General features: G+C 43.3%; 12 protein-coding genes. 3 read left to right on the forward strand and 9 right to left on the reverse strand.

The window, feature by feature from the left end; translation table 11 throughout:
• Positions 1–248: 248 nt before the first annotated feature.
• Positions 249–2,642, reverse strand: coding sequence for an ATP-binding protein (locus HDC92_RS12235; RefSeq protein WP_183874802.1), 2,394 nt, complete (start codon positions 2,640–2,642; stop codon positions 249–251).
• 18 nt (positions 2,643–2,660) lie between these two features.
• Positions 2,661–3,932 carry a serine hydroxymethyltransferase gene (gene glyA / locus HDC92_RS12240; protein WP_015809659.1) on the reverse strand — a complete coding sequence of 424 codons (1,272 nt, stop codon included), beginning with the start codon at positions 3,930–3,932 and terminating at the stop codon, positions 2,661–2,663.
• Between the two features lie 94 nt (positions 3,933–4,026).
• On the opposite strand from glyA, the gene dxs reads away from it, so the two are divergent.
• Positions 4,027–5,955 (forward strand): 1-deoxy-D-xylulose-5-phosphate synthase, encoded by a 1,929-nt coding sequence (gene dxs, locus HDC92_RS12245; protein WP_183874804.1) that lies wholly within the window; start codon positions 4,027–4,029, stop codon positions 5,953–5,955.
• A 14-nt stretch (positions 5,956–5,969) separates the two neighbouring features.
• On the opposite strand, the gene HDC92_RS12250 is transcribed toward dxs, so the two are convergent.
• Entirely contained in the window at positions 5,970–6,719 is a 750-nt protein-coding gene (locus HDC92_RS12250; RefSeq protein ID WP_015809661.1) for a DeoR/GlpR family DNA-binding transcription regulator, read from the reverse strand.
• 89 nt (positions 6,720–6,808) lie between these two features.
• On the opposite strand from HDC92_RS12250, the gene HDC92_RS12255 reads away from it, so the two are divergent.
• Positions 6,809–7,363, forward strand: a complete 555-nt coding sequence (locus HDC92_RS12255) for a 5' nucleotidase, NT5C type (RefSeq protein WP_183874806.1) — start codon at positions 6,809–6,811, stop codon at positions 7,361–7,363.
• Here HDC92_RS12255 and HDC92_RS12260 read toward each other — a convergent pair.
• The 6 genes from HDC92_RS12260 to HDC92_RS12285 form a co-directional block, all read right to left on the reverse strand.
• Positions 7,322–9,292 (reverse strand): polysaccharide lyase family 8 super-sandwich domain-containing protein, encoded by a 1,971-nt coding sequence (locus tag HDC92_RS12260; RefSeq protein WP_183874808.1) that lies wholly within the window; start codon positions 9,290–9,292, stop codon positions 7,322–7,324. The genes HDC92_RS12255 and HDC92_RS12260 overlap by 42 nt on opposite strands.
• Positions 9,293–9,294: 2 nt before the next feature.
• Positions 9,295–10,497: a glycoside hydrolase family 88 protein gene (locus HDC92_RS12265; protein WP_183874810.1), complete on the reverse strand. Its 1,203-nt coding sequence runs from the start codon at positions 10,495–10,497 to the stop codon at positions 9,295–9,297.
• Between the two features lie 2 nt (positions 10,498–10,499).
• Positions 10,500–13,256: a sugar-binding domain-containing protein gene (locus HDC92_RS12270; protein WP_183874812.1), complete on the reverse strand. Its 2,757-nt coding sequence runs from the start codon at positions 13,254–13,256 to the stop codon at positions 10,500–10,502.
• A gap of 66 nt (positions 13,257–13,322) precedes the next feature.
• On the reverse strand, positions 13,323–14,585 hold the full coding sequence (locus HDC92_RS12275) for a glycoside hydrolase family 88 protein (RefSeq protein ID WP_015809666.1): 1,263 nt from the start codon (positions 14,583–14,585) through the stop codon (positions 13,323–13,325).
• A 6-nt stretch (positions 14,586–14,591) separates the two neighbouring features.
• Positions 14,592–17,942 carry a DUF5107 domain-containing protein gene (locus HDC92_RS12280; protein WP_183874814.1) on the reverse strand — a complete coding sequence of 1,117 codons (3,351 nt, stop codon included), beginning with the start codon at positions 17,940–17,942 and terminating at the stop codon, positions 14,592–14,594.
• Positions 17,943–17,984: 42 nt separating this feature from the next.
• Positions 17,985–19,337: a sugar porter family MFS transporter gene (locus HDC92_RS12285; RefSeq protein WP_015809668.1), complete on the reverse strand. Its 1,353-nt coding sequence runs from the start codon at positions 19,335–19,337 to the stop codon at positions 17,985–17,987.
• Between the two features lie 189 nt (positions 19,338–19,526).
• Here HDC92_RS12285 and HDC92_RS12290 point away from each other — a divergent pair, with 189 nt between their 5' ends.
• Entirely contained in the window at positions 19,527–20,411 is an 885-nt protein-coding gene (locus HDC92_RS12290) for an AraC family transcriptional regulator (protein ID WP_238326513.1), read from the forward strand.
• The last annotated feature ends 4 nt before the right edge of the window (positions 20,412–20,415 follow it).

Consider the following 20,415-nt stretch of genomic DNA (forward strand, 5'->3'; position numbering starts at 1 on the left):
TATTTTCTATTTAGAAATATCGGCTCTTTACTTTTTATAGTCGGTTTAAAATGCTTAAAAGCCCTGTTGATAAAAAAAACGATAATCTGACAGAAATAATTACTGATATTTTTGCCAATTCAAAAATAATTATCATCTTTGTGGTGAGAGCGTTAATTTAAGGGTCGATATTTTCATTCACATGAATTATCGGCCCTTTATCTTTGGAGCAGATTTTTACAAAAACCTACTTATTTTGAAAGTACAAATCAGGGCTGTAAATAGGCTGATAGCAAATCTCTGATCTCTTCAAGTTTAAATGGTTTTAAAATATGGCCATTCATTCCCGACTGCTTAAACCTCACAATTTCATTGTTTAATGTGGATGCTGTTAAAGCGATGATAGGCACCGTGCTAAAATAATTGCCACCAAGATTTCTGATACGCACCGTAGTTTCAAAACCATCTATGCCTGGCATTTTAATATCCATAAATACCAGGTCGTAAATATTCTTTTGTACCATTTCAAGGGCTTCTTCACCGCTAAGTGCAAAGTCTATCTCCAAACTATATTTTGTCAGGATTCTTTTAGCGATCAGCAGGTTAATCTCATTGTCATCTACGATCAGTATTTTTTTACCTGACAGTGCAAGTGGCTGCAGCGCAGGCTTAACTTCGCTCACAGCGGCAGATGCCTTTGCAAATCTGAGCGCAAACGAAAAAGTAGTACCCGCTCCTTCCCTGCTTTTTACTTGAATTTCCGAATTGTATAGTTCCAGCAGTTTTTTAGTAATGGCCAGGCCCAGACCTGTTCCACCATATTTCCTTGAAATATCCGTTTTAGCCTGCGTAAAGGTCTCAAAAATATAAGAAAGTTTATCCTCAGGTATGCCAATTCCTGTATCACTGATCTCAAAATACAGGTTTGCATTTACAGCATCCTGCTCAAGCAGTTTAACGCTCAGTATGATCTTTCCCTGATCAGTGAATTTAATCGCATTACCGAGTAAATTCATCAGTATCTGGTATAACCTTGTTTTATCTCCCGAAAGATGCGGGATCTGGTCATCGTACAAGAGCTCCAGAATATTCCCCTTTTTAGTTGCACCAACATATAAAGAGGTGATGATATCAGTGGTGAGCGCCTTCATGCTAAATGGAAGTGCCTCAAGTTGAAGGTTACCGGTTTCCATTTTAGTGAAATCCAGGATATCATTAATGATGTTCAGCAGGTTTTCACCCGAAAACTTAAGGATATTGAGGTCTTCGATCTGAGAGGCCCTCGGATCATTTTCTATCAGCAGATGAGTCATGCCAATCACAGCATTGAGTGGCGTTCTGATCTCATGGCTCATTACAGAGAGGAACATTTCTTTGGCTTCGCTCAATTGCAGGGCCTGTTCTTTGGCCTCCAGCATTTCACGTTCCACTCTCTTTTTGTCGGTAATGTCAATAATGATTTCTACTTCTATCTCCACATTTCCCAGATCATTAAATACTACCGTATTGTATATGGAAAGCCAGATGGGTTGACCATCTTTACGGTAAGCCAGGAGGTCGACCGTGAAGGACTGGTTCAGTTTGGTCTGTGCCCTTGCCCTTTCCATAAGTGCCATATCTGTTTCCGGACCAGCAATAAGATCGCCCAATCGCCTGCCCTTAAGATCATCCAGGTTAAAACCCGTAATCTTTTCAAAAGCTTCATTTACCCAGGTTACATGGTTGTTGGCATCATTAATGACGATGGCATTGTTCACCTTACTGGCCACAAAAGACAGCTTCATCAATTCGTGCTCTACCTTCTTATTTTCTGTAATGTCTCTTCCGTAAGCATACCAGCGTCCGTTTTTGGCCACCATGCTCCAGCCCAGCCAGCGGATTACCCCTGTTTTACTGACAATCCTGAAATCAATTACAAACTCCTTGATCTTATTCCTCAGCCCCTCTTCTATGATTTTTACAATACGGTTTATATCTTCCCTATGGCAAAAATTCCAGATATTTAAGCCAATAGCTTCCTCAACTGTATATTCAAGAATATTCGTTATAGCATTGTTAATAAACAACACTTTACCGGTATAATCCAGGATACAATGTATTTCGGGTGAAACTGCAGTGATGTTGAGCAGTTCCTCATAGCGGTGGTTATTCGCAATCAGTACTTCACTTTTCTTTTTTAAGGAAATATGGGCAACAACTGTTCTGGCCAGAATTTCCAGGCCTTCTTTTTGTGCATCGCTTAGTTTTCGGGGTGCTGTATCAAATACACAGAGCGCACCCAACTTAGAGCCATCCTCATCTATAAGAGCCGTACCTGCATAAAACCTTATATGAGGTTTGCCGACAACTGATGGATGCGCTTTAAATCTTTCATCAGACCTGGCATCATATACTTCAAAAGTCTGCTCGCCCGTAAGAGTATGTTCACAAAATGAAATGCCCTGGGGCATTTCATTATAGGTGATACCTATGGTAGATTTGAACCAAAGCAGGTCTTCATCAACCAACGCAATGAGTGCTATGGGTGTGCCACATAAAAACGAGGCCAGTTTAGCCATATGGCCAAACTGGTCCTCTTGTGGTTTATTTAATATACTATAGCCATGCAACGCATTGATGCGTTTACTTTCATGAGTTGATGAATCCTGCTGTGCTGTTGACATTGGCTTTTGATCAAGCCGTTATTTATACAATGGGAAACGGCTTACTAAACTTATCACTTTTTCTTTTACTTCTTTCAAATTATTTTCATCTTCTGCATTGGTCAGAACCTGATCAATCAGTTCAACGATCTGCTCCATTTCGGATTCTTTGAAACCTCTGGTAGTAATAGCGGCTGTACCTACCCTGATTCCAGAAGTTACAAATGGTGATTTGTCATCAAACGGAACCATATTTTTATTTACGGTAATATCTGCTTTTTCCAATGCACTTTCAGCGAGTTTACCGGTGATATTTTTATTACGCAGGTCGATCAGCATCAAATGGTTATCCGTACCACCTGAAATGATGCCATAGCCTTTAGCTACAAAAGCTTTGGCCATAGCCTGTGCATTTGCCTGTACCTGTTTTACATAAGCTAAATATTCATCGCTTAACGCTTCACCAAAGGCGATGGCCTTAGCAGCAATGATGTGTTCAAGCGGGCCACCCTGTGTTCCCGGGAAAACCGCCATATCCAAAACTGAAGACATCATACGGGTCTCACCTTTAGGGGTTTTTAATCCGAAAGGGTTTTCAAAATCTTTACCCATCATGATCATACCACCACGCGGACCACGTAAAGTTTTATGTGTGGTTGTGGTTACGATATGACAATGTGGAAGTGGATTTTGTAACAATCCACGGGCAATTAAGCCTGCAGGATGAGAGATATCTGCCATTACCAATGCGCCGATTTTATCTGCTACACTACGTACAAAAGCATAATCCCATTCCCTTGAATAAGCTGAAGCACCAACAATGATCAGTTTAGGACGCTCAGCCAAAGCAACCTCTTCCAGTTTGGCATAGTCTATTCTTCCATCTTCTTTCTTTACACCATAAAATAACGGATGATACAATTTTCCTGAAAAGTTAACCGGTGAACCATGTGTAAGGTGTCCGCCATGAGAGAGGTCAAAACCAAGGATCTTATCGCCTGGCTGGATCACTGCCAGCATTACTGCAGCATTTGCCTGCGCACCTGAATGCGGTTGTACGTTAACCCACTCTGCACCAAAAAGTTTTTTAGCACGCTCAATTGCAATGCTCTCTACCTGATCAACCACCTGGCATCCACCATAATACCTTTTACCCGGAAGGCCTTCGGCATATTTATTAGTTAAACAAGAACCTGCGGCTTCCATTACCTGTTTGCTTACAAAGTTTTCAGATGCAATCAGTTCAAGACCATTTTCCTGACGGTCCAATTCCCTGTCAATCAAATCAAAAATTAAAGTATCTCTAGTCATTTATCGAATTATTATTTTGTAAAATTAACGATTTTCCTTCTTAGTTTGATAACAAAATAGCTTACTTTGTACTTTCTATTCTATAAAAGCCTGCATGGAAGATATTAACGGCCTGTTTTTACCCAACATAAATTATCCTGCTGATTTAAAGCAGTATAAAGAACAAGATCTGGAACAAATTGCTCAGGAATTACGTCAGTACATCATTGACGTGGTGAGCGTAAACGGCGGACATTTTGCCGCCAGTTTAGGTGTTGTGGAATTAACGGTCGCTTTACACTATGTATTGAACACACCTTACGACAAGCTGGTCTGGGATGTTGGGCACCAGGCATATGGGCACAAAATACTAACCGGAAGAAAAGCCGTATTTCATACCAACCGTATTTTGAATGGCATCAGCGGCTTTCCAAAGATCAGCGAAAGTGAATACGATACTTTCGGCGTAGGCCACTCCTCCACTTCCATTTCTGCTGCTTTAGGTATGGCCGTAGCTTCACACTATAAGGGAGAAACAGACCGCCAGCACGTAGCTGTAATTGGCGATGGGGCAATGACCGCAGGTCTTGCTTTCGAAGGCTTAAACCATGCGGGCATCGAAAATTCGAACCTGCTGGTAATTTTGAATGACAACTGCATGTCGATAGACCCTAATGTTGGCGCTTTAAAAGAATATTTAACAAACATTACAACGTCCAAATCATATAACCGCTTTCGCGAGGACATCTCGCAGGTATTGTTCAAACTTTCTGAACTGGGGCCAAATGCACATAAGTTCGTAAAGAAAATAGAGAAGAGTATTAAAGGTACATTGCTGAAACAGAGCAATATGTTTGAGGCACTGAACTTCAGGTATTTTGGTCCGGTTGACGGACATGATGTACAACGGCTGGTACAGGTGATCAGAGATTTAAAAGACATTCCCGGCCCTAAGCTTCTACACTGTGTTACTTTGAAAGGCAAAGGTTTTGCCCTGGCCGAAAAAGACCAGACCAAATGGCATGCACCAGGTTTATTTGACAAGATCACCGGCGAGATCAAAAAATCTGTATCTGATAAACCCCAGCCTCCAAAGTATCAGGATGTTTTCGGACATACCCTTGTTGAACTAGCGGAAGCCAATAAAAAAATAGTAGGGATTACCCCTGCCATGCCCTCCGGCTCATCAATGAACATCATGATGAAGGCAATGCCGAACCGTGCTTTTGATGTGGGTATTGCGGAACAGCATGCGGTTACGTTTTCGGCAGGATTGGCAACACAAGGGCTTGTACCTTTTTGTAACATCTATTCGAGCTTTATGCAGCGGGCTTACGACCAGGTGATCCATGATGTAGCCATACAGAATTTAAATGTAATATTTTGCCTCGACCGTGCGGGCCTGGCCGGAGCAGACGGTGCCACACACCATGGGGCTTATGACTTGGCCTATATGCGCTGTATCCCTAACATGACTGTTGCAGCCCCCATGAACGAAGAAGAATTGCGCAACCTGATGTTTACAGCACAGCAGGAAAATGCTGGCCCTTTTTCTATCCGTTACCCCAGGGGAAATGGTGTAATGCCCGACTGGAAAAGGCCATTCAAAGCCCTTGAAATTGGTAAAGGCAGGAAAATATGTGATGGCGAGCAAGTTGCGATACTGACCATTGGGCATGTAGGAAATTTTGCTGTGGCAGCTTGCAAAGAACTGAACAGTGAAGGCATACATCCTGCCCATTATGATATGCGCTTTGTGAAGCCCATTGATGAGGCTCTGCTGCACGATGTATTTAAACGTTACAAAAACATTGTTACAGTTGAAGATGGTTGTTTACAAGGTGGAATGGGTACTGCGGTACTTGAATTCATGGCCGACCATCAATACAGCGCACAGGTAATCAGACTGGGCATACCTGACGAGTTTATTGAACATGGAGAGCAGGCTGAGCTATGGGCACTTTGTGGTTATGACACCCATTCGATCATCAGCACAATAAAAAAAATTGCAGTAGGCAGAACAACTGAAACAATGGCCTCTTAGTAGCCTGCAGGCTTTTAAACAATTTCGACTCCCGCAGCTGCATACCTAAGCAGTTCCGGATGCCCGGGATCTGTATCAGTGATGATCGTATCAATTGCCCTTATCGGGCAAATACCGTAATTTTCTGCACGGCCAATCTTTTCTAAGGTCGACAAGGCAATGACATGCTTGGCATTTTCAACCATCGTCTTCTTCACCTGCGCATCTTCATAATCTTTTCCCGTTACCCCCTCATCAATATCAATACTGCAGATCCCCAGGAAACATACGTCCGGACGGATATCATTAAGGACACGGATCACTTCATGCCCTGAAGTTGAAAAGGCTGTTTTGTTTAAACGTCCGCCAATAAAAATCACCTCAGCATTCGGATGGTCTTCCAGCACTGAAGCCACCGGGAAACTATTTGTAATCACAGTAATCCGACGTGCTCTAGGTAAATGGCTGGCTACAGCCAATGCAGATGTGCCCGAATCAAATAGCACCACCTGGTCGTCTTTAATGAACTGCAAGGCCTTTTCGGCAATAATCTCTTTATGGCTAACATCATAATGCTCCCTGTCCCGGAAATGCAGTGGAATCGGAGAATTAGAGATCGCCCCTCCACGCACTGCTTTAAGCAGCCCCTGGTCAGACAGTTCTTTGATATCCCTTCTGATGGTATCTTCAGATACGTTTAATAAAGTGCTCAGGTTACCCAGCAATACCTTTTGGTCTTTACTGACCTGTGAAATGATGAGCTGTAATCTTTCTGCTTTAATCATGGCTTAATTGCAATATTATGCAAATATAACAGAAATATTTGCAATATGATGCAATAATTATCTATATTTGTTGCAAAATAATTCGATATATGAAAAGAAAAACGATTGGTATAGATATGGACGGGGTTTTAGCGGATATTGAAGCCCACTGGTTAAACTGGTATGAAAGGGATTATGGTGTAAGGTTTGGACCAGAGATCTTTCTGGGTGTAAAGGAGTCAGAAGCATTTCCAGACAAAGAAGCGGTACTTAAATTTGTTCATTCACCGGGTTTCTTCAGGACTTTACCGGTGATGGAAGGAGCAGTGGCAGCCGTAAAAAAACTTTCAGAAGATTTTGAAATCTACATCGTTTCTGCTGCAATGGAATTCCCTTTGTCCTTATTTGAAAAAAGGGAGTGGCTTGCAGAGCATTTCCCTTTCATCAGCTGGAAAAACATCATTTTTTGTGGCAACAAAAGTATAATTGACACAGATTACCTCATTGATGACCATTGCAAAAATCTGGATCATTGTAAAGGCAGCCCTATTATGTTTACTGCCGGCCACAATACAAACCATACACACCATACCAGGGCGAACAACTGGCAGGAAGTGCTGACATTAATGGAAGCGGACAGGTGTGGAACTGCCATCTGCAGGTAGTTCAACCACTTTATATTGATCATTTATACCCAGCCTTACCTTAAGCGGCTTACATGCAGGATTGCTTAACCAGATCTTTTTGTTACTGATTAAAACCAGACAGGGCTGATCTACGCTAAGCTGCTGGTGACCTTGTCCGGTTTTAAGTACCCCAGGCTGATAAAAAGCAGCCATTATTGTACCGTCATTAAATGAAACCGCCTGTATCTCCTTATTATTGCAGAGCACTTTCCATTGCGGACCCGACACTAGCCTTGCTGCTTCTTTAGCGTTTTTACAAGCCGAAATGACATATCCGGAATTGCCATTTTCAAGCGTTTTGTGTTCCAGCACCGGCATAAATATTTTTTCTGTGAGCGGGGTATTACTTTCTGCGGCATTGATTTCCTTCCATGAGCCGGTGGCATCTGTTACATGCAGGCTTATCTTTGCAGCTCCCAGGGGGATGTAAGCAAATCCCGCATGGTAGATCCAGGAATCATTGACACTTTCGCCGCCACGCCACCTGCATTGGTCCAATGTAGTGTATGCTGCTGTTATTCCCGAACCTTCAAGACCCGCAATTAAACAGAGCACCTTCGAACCAGCCACAGCCCAAAACTTCTTTGCACGAAGTAATTTACTTTTATCTTTATTCTCTAACTGATAATCCATTACTGTGAGTCCGGCTTGCCCATTGCTTACACTCCCTGTAAAGGCTTGCCTGTTCACCTTATCTGCCCCAACAAAAGTAGTAACACCAGGCAGACAGGCCCAGTTCCATACCGGCATCAGGTTAAAATACTCCTTCCCATCCCTGATCAGATAGGCGTCACCGCTGTTAAGCAGGTTTCCTTTTAAGTTTTCGCTGTTGATGGATTCTGTTGCCAGGGTACGTGAGGAAATCGTTTTGAGGAAAAAGCTGAAGTCTTTTTGATGAAATGCAGCAAAATCGGAATAAGGGTAATAACGGTAGCCTGTAAGCGCGCCTTTCCCCTGCTGTATTTCATCCAGCTGACAGAAAGCGTTCTTATTCTCGGGACTAAGCGCAATGAAGTAGGGAATAAACTCACGAAGATCGGCATTGTTCAGCGCATTTACCCTGCTTGCAGACCTGTCCATAGTACCTGGCACAGTATGTATTCCCCTGGCCATCCACTGCCAGCCTTTCAAAGCAAAATCAGTAAGTATACGGATTTTCTCTTTAGGGAAAGCCATTGCCGTGCCCCTAAGCTCCCAGGCCAGCCTGATGTTCTCCTTTAAAAAAGCGGCTCCATACTGGTACATCTGTAAACGGGCGCCATGCTGATGGAAACTGAAATCAGGCTGTACACCCTCCTCTGTAGAAATCCTGATCTCTTTGATAATCAGGTTCCGGCAAAGCTCCATCATCCGGACATTACTGGTTAAGGTGCCGTAATGAAAGCCCAGATCGGCACTCCAGGTAAGGTTTGCGCCTACCCAGTTTTCCTGCACCCGGTGCTGGGCCATCACTTCCAATGCTGCTTTGAGCTGTTCAGGCCTCAATTCTTTTTTCATAAGAATAATGATATCGCGCATGTATTGAGGAACACCAATTTCGTTGTGCCACCAGTTGGAGTTCCTATAGCGCTTATCCAGCCAATGGTTTAACCCTAAGTTAATGGCCTTCTCTAATTGTATGTTATGATACAGGGCTGAACCCGGCTTTTCCCAAACAAGGGCCAGGTCGCGTACTCTTTTTAAATGGATCAGATTTTTCCAGTTCGCTTTTTCTGTATCTGTATAATTGATATCCGGCCATTGCCCTTCAGCATTCAATGAACCCAGCATAAGGTTTATATCACCTTCCGGTTTCACCGTGCCAAGCAGGTATTGCTTATAGCGGCTCAAAATGGTATCGGCCTGTGCCTTCACCTGATGACAAATGAATAGTAAGCTGATAAAAAAAAAGCAGGCCTTTTTCTTCATGGTTATAGTTTCTGATATCTTGACAGGGCCTCGATGTAATAATAATCTGCGTAAATCAGGGGCACATCTATATCTGCGTTACGGGGGTAATTACCAACGCCATGTTTTAGAATAAACCCGCCATTTTCCCCTGTTGCAGCACGATAGGCAGGAGAAGACAGCGCCCCAAGCATGGTCTCTGCCGCACTAAAATAAGTTTTCGCCATTTTTGGGTCGGCGTAGCCCGCCAGTTCGATCAGAGCTGAACAGATCACTGCACCTGCAGATGCATCTCTGGGTGCATTGGGAATACCTGCTGCATTAAAATCCCAGTAAGGGATCTTGTCTTTCGGCAGATTGGGGTGGTCAAGGAGAAACTGCGCAATGTGATTGGCAATATCCAGATATTTTTTATCCTTTGTTTCCCGGTACATTACAGTATAACCATATAATCCCCAGGCCTGCCCCCTCGCCCATGCTGAAGTATCAGCTGCCCCCTGAACTGTTTGTTTTTTGGAAACAGCACCGGTTTCAGGATTATAGATAACCAAATGGTAGGAACTGTAATCCGCACGGTAATGGTGCTTCATGGTGGTATTCGCATGTTTCACTGCGATGTGGTAATAGCTGGAATCTCCGGTTAATTTTGTTGCAGCAAACAGCAGTTCCAGATTGACCATATTGTCTATAATGACCATGAAACGTGCAGCATCAGAGTCCCATGAACGGATACAGCCCACTTTATCATTATAACGGCTGGAAAGTGATTTTGCACTGTTAATGATGATCTGATCGTATGCGCTTGTGTGCATCAGCCTCCGGGCATTTCCAAAAGAACAATACATCATAAAGCCAAGGTCGTGCGTAGTTTTGTTAAACTGCTCTTTTTCCAGCAATTTTAGTTTGCGTAAAGCTTCATTATATAGCGCTGTATCTCTAGTGGTTTCATACAGATAAAGTAACCCACCCGGATAAAAACCGCCTACCCAGGGCTCGGAGCCGCTGGTAATCATTTTTTGTTCTTTACTGTAATAGGTAACGGGGAAACGTCCGGCAGGTAGCTGTTCCATCAAAAAATGATATTGCAGAGCTGATTCGTTCAGACCCCTTTTTACCGCTTTTAATAAATTTCCATTCGGCTTAAAGCGTTTCTGGGCATTTACCGACACCGCGGCAAAAGCCATGAACAGCAATACAAAACAGCTTGTTTTTAATTTATAATGCATAATTACTCCTTTACCAGTTGCTCCAGATCGCCAGTACTCAGCGTTACTGCCGGGTTAAATTTATTACTGCCCATATATTGCTCCAGACTGTACCTTAATTGCCTGGCCGCCGGTCTTTTTTCCAGGTTGGTAGTAATATCCATAGAACAGATGATGAGCTGCCCCTTTCCAACTCTGGCCTCTACAATATTGGCCATTTTTCTGTTCTTGTAAAAATTATCGATGATCCTGACAATCGGATCTACTGCCGGAACGGAATCCAGAATCATAGTTTTGGATGCCGTAATGAGGTCCCACCATTGCCAGTTGCTGTAAAAGTCTGTTGGAAAATCTGCCAGTGCCGGATGGGCCGGATCGCACAGCAGCCCCATGGTTCCTGGCTGGTTAGGGAAATGGACAGGGCTCCAGAATACAGGAGCGAAACGACCCTGCACGCCATTTATATGAGTAGTATCCGGATTGAGCAATACTTTCCTGCCTTCATTCAGGTGTTTAAGTGCCTGAGATAAAGAAGTGGCGAACACCATATCTTTCGGTGCAGTTCCAGGTTGTTCTGGGTATACCCAAATACTCCACTTATTTTTGCTTACTGTACCCTTGAGCTGCAGCTCTACTATGAGGTGCGTGGCTTTTTTTATGTCTTTTAAACTAAAGTTAATTTTACCAAGGCCAATTCCATTGCCCAGCGGGATATCTTTAGCGGCTAGTGCTCCACTGAACAGTGTCTCTTCTTTGTCGTTTTTAACAGTCCATAGCGGTGTAACTTGCTGTAATGCCTTATTACTGAAATTGGCAACCTCGGCATCTGCTTCAAAAATTTCGGCATTGGTATAAGCTGCCTTCGAAAACCGGATTAACGGCACTATAGCTGCAGTATACATACGGTGCTCTGCCGGAGAAACTAAACCTTTACTGTCCCAGAAAGCATCAAGGATGCCTACCAAGGCAGTACCCTGACCAGGGAAATCATGAAGATCCAGCAGTTGAAAGCCGCTTAAGCCTTTAGTTTTAAGGGCTCTTTCAATTTCCTCTTTGTAAAGGCTGGCCGAGAACTTACCACTGGCCAGGGTAAACTGACCAGCTAGCGACAGCATGTTTTTTCTTTGCAGGTCTTTGCTGATGGCCTTGAAATTTACAGGCTCCAGCACACCGGTATACTTTGGTACTTCTTTTAAGTTTGGATAAACGGAGTACTGCCCGATTTCATGCGTAATGGAGGGTACGGGTAAGCTATCTATGGCTTTTGTATAATCTGTAGAGAAATTTGGCGCATAGGTATTGAATATACCCTGTCCGCGCACCCAGCCTTTTTTAGTGTATTGCGTAATGAAATAATCATCTCCTGGTTCTGGCCAGCGGCCATGGTCTTTCTGAAATGTAAAAGTAGTAGTGGTATAAAGGTGACGTTTATCTTTCATTTTTAATTTTTGCAGCAGTTGTGCCAGCCAGCTAAAATCTCCCTGAAGTTCATTACCCAAAGACCACAGACAGAAAGAAGGATGATTTCCGTATTCCGAACTGATCCTTTGGGCCTCTTCTTCAATAAAGCGATTGGTGTTTTTGTCTTCCCCGGTTTTAAGGCTCCATAACGGCAATTCTACCTGTAAGTAAAAACCCAGTGAATCAGCTACTTCAAAAGCTGCTTTTGGCGGACACCAGGAATGAAAACGAAGATGGTTTAAGCCATACGCCTTGGCGGTACCAAACACTTTGACCCAGCCTTTTTTATCCATAGGCGGATGTCCGGTTAAAGGAAAAATGTTGCATTCAAGCGTGCCCCTTAAAAATACCCTGCGGCCGTTAACCTGCAGGGCACTGCCCTGGTTTGTAATCTCCCGCAGGCCAAACGTTGTTGAACTTGCATCTTTAAAAGAAGTTCCGCTAATGGTCAACTGTGCTTTTAGCACATAAAGATTGCTGTTGAATTCGTCCCAAAGCAGGGCGTCTTTGCCTAAAGGGATATTGATTTCCTGCCGGGTATCACCGGCGGCAAGATTGACGGGTATGCTACGGTTTGCGACAATCCGTTTGTCTTTTCCGATAACCTGGAGCTGCAATATCCCCTTTTTACTTTGTTTAAGGCCATTTTGCAATGTAGCAATTACATTTACAGATTTATCTTTGAGACGGGGATAGGTTTGCAATGTGGCAATGTTTATTTTGTCCTTTGCCATGAGTTCCATTTTGCCTATTACACCATTCCAGATAATCTGTGTACCATCAGTATAGGCATGGGCCATATTGAGATGGGTCATGTCGTATTGTTTGCTGTTATCTATGCGGATAACAAGCCGGTGCCGGCCTGGCTTTGCCAAAGCACTCAGGTCAAAGCGATGGGGAACACTCAGACTTTCCTGCACCCCAGCCTCCTGTCCGTCAATCCAGACCCTCGTGTTCCAGATCACCCGTTCCAGGTACAGGCTGATGTCTTTATCTTTCCAGTCTTTGGGAATGAGGATCTCCCTCGCATACCATGCCACACCAATATATGTATGTTTTCTGATCAGGTTGATCAAAACATCTTTAACCAGTTTATCTGCAGAGAGGTTATTTGACCTGCCCAGCCCTGCGTCATCCAAAGTTCCGGGTAGTTGGATACGCTGGCTGAATTGCTGATGATACCATTTTTCCTGTACACCTACATTTGCCGAATCCAGTTTAACCTGCCAGGTTCCTTCAAGAGGGATATGTTGCCGGGCCGTGGCACTGCCTGCTGAAAAACACAGGCAGCTGATGCATAACATCCCTAAAAATTTCATCGATATTCGTTTTGTTATCATTGTTTGTTCTTTATACTTGGTTCAAATGTTGTCCGACAATCCCTATCAGGCGCCCATTGCACGATATCGCATTAAGGCTTCCAGATAATAATAATCCGCATAGGAAACCGGGACATCCACTTCTATATTTCCTGGTACACCTCCTGAAGAATGCATCAGAATAAAACCGCCATTGGCTCCGGCAGCAGAACGGTATTGTGCAGAAGACAGGGACTTCAGCATGGTTTCGGCAATCGTCAAATATTTTTGTGCTGTTGCAGCATCCACATAAGCGGCCAGTTCTATCAGCGCCGAAGAAACGATAGCTGCAGCAGAAGCATCCCTGGGTATTTCCCGATATTTAGCCGGATCATATTTCCATGGCGGGATAAACCCAGGCTGGTTGACATTAAAATCCCAGTAAGGAATCTTGTCTTTGGGCAGGTTGGGATGGTTGATGAAATGCGCAGCCATCTTTTGTGCTGCTTCAAGGTATTTTTTCACCCTCGTTTCCCGGTATACCATGGTAAATCCATATATGGCCCAGGCCTGTCCTCTTGCCCAGGTTGAATTGTCAGAAAATCCCTGCATAGTCTCTTTACTTTTAACCGCACCTGTTTCCTCATCATAGTCTACTACATGATAACTGCTGTAATCAGGTCTGAAATGGTTTTTAAGCGTCGTTTCTGTATGTTTAATGGCAATATCTTTATAAGAGGGGTCGCCGGTAACTTTTGAAGCAAAGAACAAAAGCTCAAGGTTCATCATGTTATCAATGATCACCGGGAAATTCAGCATTCTTTTCCCATCCAGGGACTTGATCTTGTTCCATGATTTGATACAGCCCGTTTTTGGATAAAACCTGGAGACGAGGGATTTGGCAGATTGGACGAGTATATCTTTGTAACGGGTGCTGTCGAGCAATCTGTAAGCGTTTCCAAAACTACAGTACATCATAAAGCCAAGATCATGGTTGGCTGTTACATATTGTATCTTTTCCAGGTCCTTTAGCCTTATTTCTGCATCTTTTAACAAAACGCTGTCGCGCGAATATTCGTAGAGGTACATCAGTGAACCCGGATAAAAGCCACTGATCCAGGAATAAGGGCTTGCCGTAGCCAGCTTCCCGTTTTCGAAAGTGCGTGGCAACTGCCCCTGCGGTAATTGCCGCATCATGGTTTTATATTGGGCCACAGATTGCGCCAGAACCTGGTCTGCCAGCTTTAACATCTCTTTTTCAGGCTTAAGGCGCTTCATCTGCCCATGACTGTAATTTACCCCTATCAGGAGAAAGAAAAATAAGAGTGGAAGGTTTTTAAATCGTCCCATTTCCTTTTAAATTGCCGCGGGTTCATCTTTATAGCCTGCAGCCCGCAGGTGTACGCTTGCACCAAAGTGCATAGCATCATTTTTTAAAGCAAGTTCAAATTCCTTTTTGGCATTGCTCAGCTCTTTCAGGCCCAATAAACCTAAACCGATCAGGTAATGACAGTGCGTCTTGTTCCGTATATCCAGGTTATCTTCGAAAATAAGGAGATCAGGCAGTGATACCGCAAAATAATCTATTTTAACAACATCATTTAAGTGTGCCCTTCCATAGCTGATCAGGTTTTCAAAGATCATTTTTGCCTTTTCGGGTGCATTGAGCCTCATCCAGGCCAACCCCTGGTAAAAAATTTTGTCGGGTTGCTGATCATTATAAAACATAGCCGCTGATGGTTCTGACAGGCCCTTTACGGCAATATGATAGTGTTCGCGGGCAATATCTTTTTGTCCTAACCCATCGTATGCACAACCCAGCCAGTAAAAAATATCGTTTTCCTGTATACCGTAAAGCTTACCTTCGCCCAGGTTATGCGGATATTCCCGTGCCATCTGTAATTTGTCAACAGCCAGCTGATATTCCTGATCCTGTATGTGTTGCTTGGCCATCTCTGTCAGGCTGTAGAGGTACTGGCCCGAAACCTTACCCTCTCCGCCTTCCCAAGGGTGAAACTGCCGGGACATGATCATTGCATAGGCTTTTTCGTACCGACCTGTAAAATTATATAAAGCAATCTGTTCAAGGTAAACGTCGTCTCTTAATGCTACCAGAGCAGGATGTGCTTCAAGTAAATTCAGACGTTCACTTGCCGGGGTATTCAATCTTTTATACAGCTGATCAAGCTCCATAAAAATACGGGCATCTGTTTGATCAAGTGTAAAAGCCTTTTGAAAACATTCCAGGGCTTTACCGGCATCATTTCTTTTGTTAAAATAGGCAATCCCCAAATTGCGCCAGGTTGCCGGAAAAGTATCCTCCCTCTCTATGGAAGATTCCCACATCTTAATGGCCTCATCGTATTGTCGTTTATCATACCATAAATTACCAAGGTAATAAGGTGCTTTGCCATCATTTTCATTCCTGCTCATTGCCGAACGCAACACGGCTACATCTTCTATCCGGTTGGGGAAACAATAATCAGAATTGGCCAGAGCCGCTTTCTTAAAAAGTGATAAAGCCTTTTGCTCCTGGCCCATTTGTACATTAAACCAGCCCAGGTAATAAAATACCATCGGATAGGTATCGGTATCACTTTGGTCCAATGCAAAACTCATCATTTCTATGGCTTCACTGTATTGGTTTGCCGCAGCGTAGTCAAGCGCGTAGGTAATATAGCTGTGCACATTTTGTCTGGACAATTTAAACAGTACATTTAGTGCCTTTAAAGCCTTTTCTTCCTGCCCTTTACCCTTATATATTTTAGACTGTTCAAAATAGATGTTCAGGTTAAAAAGATCACGTTCTATAGCAGTCTCAGCAGCTCTGGCAGCTTCATCCAGCCGGCCCATTTTTCTGAGCACCATCACTTTTAAGGCCCGGGCCTTATTGTTCCTTGCATTACGGTCTATCGACCATTCAATGTGCTGCAGGGCCTGTTCAAAATCACCACGGGCGGCATCGATCAATGCCAGTGAAAAATAGGCACTATCCTGCCATGCATTGTTCCATGCCGATTTATAAAAGTGATCGTAAGCTTCATCGTATTTGCCCTGAAGCTTTAAACAAAGCCCCAGATTGTAGTAAGGTTCTCCGTCATAAGGATTGGGGTTACGTGAAACCAGGGTCTCAACAGCTTTGCGCAGATAAGGTTCACTTTTATTTAACTGTCCCCTTCTCAAATACCATTTTCCCATCGCATTGTTCACCCGCACATCCTTATCATCGCGGCGTAAGGCCTCTTCATAATAATCAACAGGATTATAAGTGGCATGCCGGTATTGTTCCAGGTGCAATCCTGTAAGAAAAAGCTGTTCGTTATTTTCTACTTCCTGTGGTGGCAGCGCTGCTTTTGCAGGCTCAGGAATTTCATTTTTCTGATCGGCAGCCGGTTCGTACTTCAGCAGGATTTTTCCTGAGGCATTTGTGATCACCAGCAAAATATCGGTTTCCTGCAGTTGGGTTGGGAGGGCAATTTCTTTTTCAAATGTACTTTCCGGGCTGACATCAAATACCACTGAATAAACCACTTCACCTTTAACAGACAAGCTAACCTTATTTTCACGCTGTATAGATGTTGCAAAAATTTGCAGCCTGGCTTTTTCCCCGGTCCGGGTTAAATTGAGTAAAATATCCTTATTGGCATTCTTTACCACCCCAAGTTCGCGGTAAGGCATAAAATATTGTACAAAAGATTTTTCTTCATAAGGCATCAGCCAGGAGAAATCGGGCTGGTTATCGGTATAAACACCGGTCATCAGCTCTATGTAGGGCCCGTCCTCATCAGTAAGGTTCCTGTCCCAGGCTTTCCCAAAGTCACTATTGCCCCAGGTCCACTGTTTTTTACCCGGCGAGATGTGGTGGCTGGCCACATGTAACAGCCCTGCTTCGGTATCATTTTCATAACCACCCATAAAATCATAATCGGAACGGATGGCCATATAAGAAGTAGGTACCGGAATATTCCTGTATCTGGAGATATCTGTTCCTGGCGCGTAATCAACTTTATAATAAGTACCCGTTGCTATTGGAAAGGTAGAAACATCACGTTTACCATGGTCAAAAACAGCGTTTACATCAGGCGGAAAAACCGACTGATAATCGTCGTTTACCTTTACCGCAGGGTTTGCCCACCATAAAAATGTTTGCGGCAGACTGGTCCGGTTATACAGTTTCCCTTTAATTTCGAGGTAGGCTTTATCAGGATGTAGGGTAAAACCTGCCATCCCCTTGGTAAGGAACATTTTCTCTACCTCATTAACCCATACCGTTTTACTTCCATCCGCATTTTCTTCAATGGCATAATCAACAGGCTCAAATGTACTCGGACGATGATGTTGAGGCCAGTTAAACTCTATTCCGCCCGATATCCAGGGCCCGCAAAGACCAACAAGTGCAGGTTTGATCACCTGGTTATAATAAATAAAATGACGCTGCTTTATCTTATCATAGGCCATATGTACCCTTCCACCTAATTCAGGAAGGATCATGATTTTCAGGTATTTATTTTCCAGGTAGAGGGCAGTATAACTTTTATCTTCTTTGTCATCATAGATTTTTTCGATCACCGGGTTCGGATAAACAACACCACTGCTGCCCTGATAAATCCGCTTTTCAAAAAACATTGGATTTTTTTCCGGCTTACCCGTTGGATATGTAGGGATACTGACCTGTTCTTCCCAAACATTTACAAATAATTCGTTCATATACAATTCTTATACTAAATAGATGATTTTTTGATGTTCCTGTTAATGTCTGACCAAATCCTGCTCCAGTTCTTCAAGTGTCCTTCCTTTGGTTTCACGCACCTTGGATTTCACAAACAGGAAGCCAAGCAGGCAAATTCCGGCATACAGGTAAAAAGGGCCATAGGTACCCAGTTTTTCTGCAAGGATGGGGAATGTAAATACCAGGATAAAATAGGCCCCCCAAAGGGATACAATCGCAATTGAAGAGGCTACACCCCTGATTTTATTTGGAAAGATCTCTGAAATGAGCACCCAGGTAACCGGTGCAAGTGAGGTGGCATACATGGCTATTGCCAACAATACAAATACAGAAACGATACCCGCTGCAGCATGGCTTTGGAGTAAAAATGCCAGGATAATATATACTACAGACAGGCCCAGGGAACCGATCAGCATCAATGGCCTGCGGCCCAGCTTGTCAACCTGCCACATGGCAACAAGGGTAAAAACAAGATTTACAATGCCAATGGCAACCGTTTCAAACAATTGGCGGTCCAGACTGGCACCCACCGACTCAAATATGGTTGAGGTATAATTAAATACGACATTGATGCCACACAATTGCTGGAATACAGCCAGCGTGATGCCCACAATTACTGCCGGACGCACACCCTTTGCCAATACAGCTCTATAAGATTGTTTTTCTCCCCCTCTAAGGGAAAGCTCAATGTCGTTATAGATGTTCTGTGCATAGGCAGAACTACCGATCTTGTTCAATACTGCCTTCGCTTTTTCCAAACGGCCTTCTTTAATTAACCACCTCGGACTTTCAGGAAGCCACACCACGCCCAGTAAAAAAAGGAGAGAAGGCACTGCCCCAAGGCCAAACATCCATCGCCAGGCTTCCGGGCCATTGTCTGAAAGTGTATAATTGACCAGGTTAGTGATCAATATGCCAATAACAATGGTAAGCTGGTTAATGGCCACATTCCGACCGCGGATACTGGCGGGAGAAACTTCCGCAATATACATAGGGCTTAACATTGAGGCCATACCTACCCCAACTCCTGCCGCAAAGCGCATCATTACAAAAATACTGAGCCCGGAAGAAAAGGCCATTCCCAGGGAAGAAAGGGCAAAAATGAGTGCCGCCAGCATCAGGCCCGGTTTACGGCCATAACGGTCGCTTAAATTGCCTGCCATCAGACAGCCAACAATACAACCCAAGGCAAGTGAACCGGTAAGAAAACCTTCCCACCAGGCATTAAGCGCAAACTCTACACGTAAAAAAGGAAGTGCACCCGATATAACGGCAAAGTCGAAACCGAACAGGTATCCGCCAAGTGCCGAGATAAATGATATGCAAAGAATATAACTGTTTTTGAAGGTCACCGGTTGCTGGCTCGTACTCATGTTGATATTTGGTTGTTGGTTGTAGCTGGTTAATATATAATTCAAAACTAAGATACCTATATAGCAATTGAAATGGGCAATTCACCGAAAAAGATAGATTTTGTTACACTCCATGAAATTTAAAATTCCCCCTCTATAAGCGTTTAAATCAAAAATTAATTATAATTTTAACAAGTAATGGACAATCTTATGAATGTAAGAAAAATCAAGGAGGGCTTCCTCGGGCAGCAGATGATCGTGCTTCCGCCTGATACCAAGAAAGTGGTTACAAAAAATCCACTTATCCGTGGATTGTACCTTACCGCTATCGGGTATTATCCAAAGGCAATCCATCACGACCGCGAGCGGAAGACAGGTAGTCAGCAGTATATATTTTTATATTGTACAGAAGGCAGGGGTTATGTCGAGATTTTGAAACAACGGTTTGAGCTGGTGCCAAATACTTACATTATCATTCCCAAAAATATTGCCCATCATTATTGCACCAGTGAATCCGACCCCTGGACAATTTATTGGATCCATTTTACGGGGGAACATGCAGATCAGCTTTATTCCAGGTACGCAAAAGATACAGCACCAGAAGTACAGACCATAGCTTATGATGAACAAAGAACTGAACAGTTTAACCTGATGCTTTCCCTGCTTGAAAATAATTACAGCACAAGAAACATAGAATTAACGAATATAAAGTTGCTCCAGTTCTTATCTTCTTTTATTTACCACGAAGAAATGTATCCTTCTCATTATTCTGTAGATCAGGTTAGCATTTCTATAAAATTCATGAAAGAAAACCTGACAAAATGTTATGCGATACAGGAACTCGCTGCACATTCCAATTATTCGGTTTCCCATTATTCCGATCTGTTCAAGAAAAAGACAGGCTGTTCTCCTATGCAGTATTTTAACCAGCTGAAGATCCAGAAATCCTGTCAGTACCTGTATTTCACCGATATGAACATCAAAGAGATCTGTGTAAAGATCGGTTTTGACGATCCCTATTATTTTTCCAGGATGTTCAAAAAACTGATGGGCTCTTCTCCGGCCAATTACAGGAATATTTATAAAAAGAAATAGCTTA

Source organism: Pedobacter sp. AK017 (assembly GCF_014200825.1).
GTDB classification, from domain to species: Bacteria; Bacteroidota; Bacteroidia; order Sphingobacteriales; family Sphingobacteriaceae; genus Pedobacter; species Pedobacter heparinus.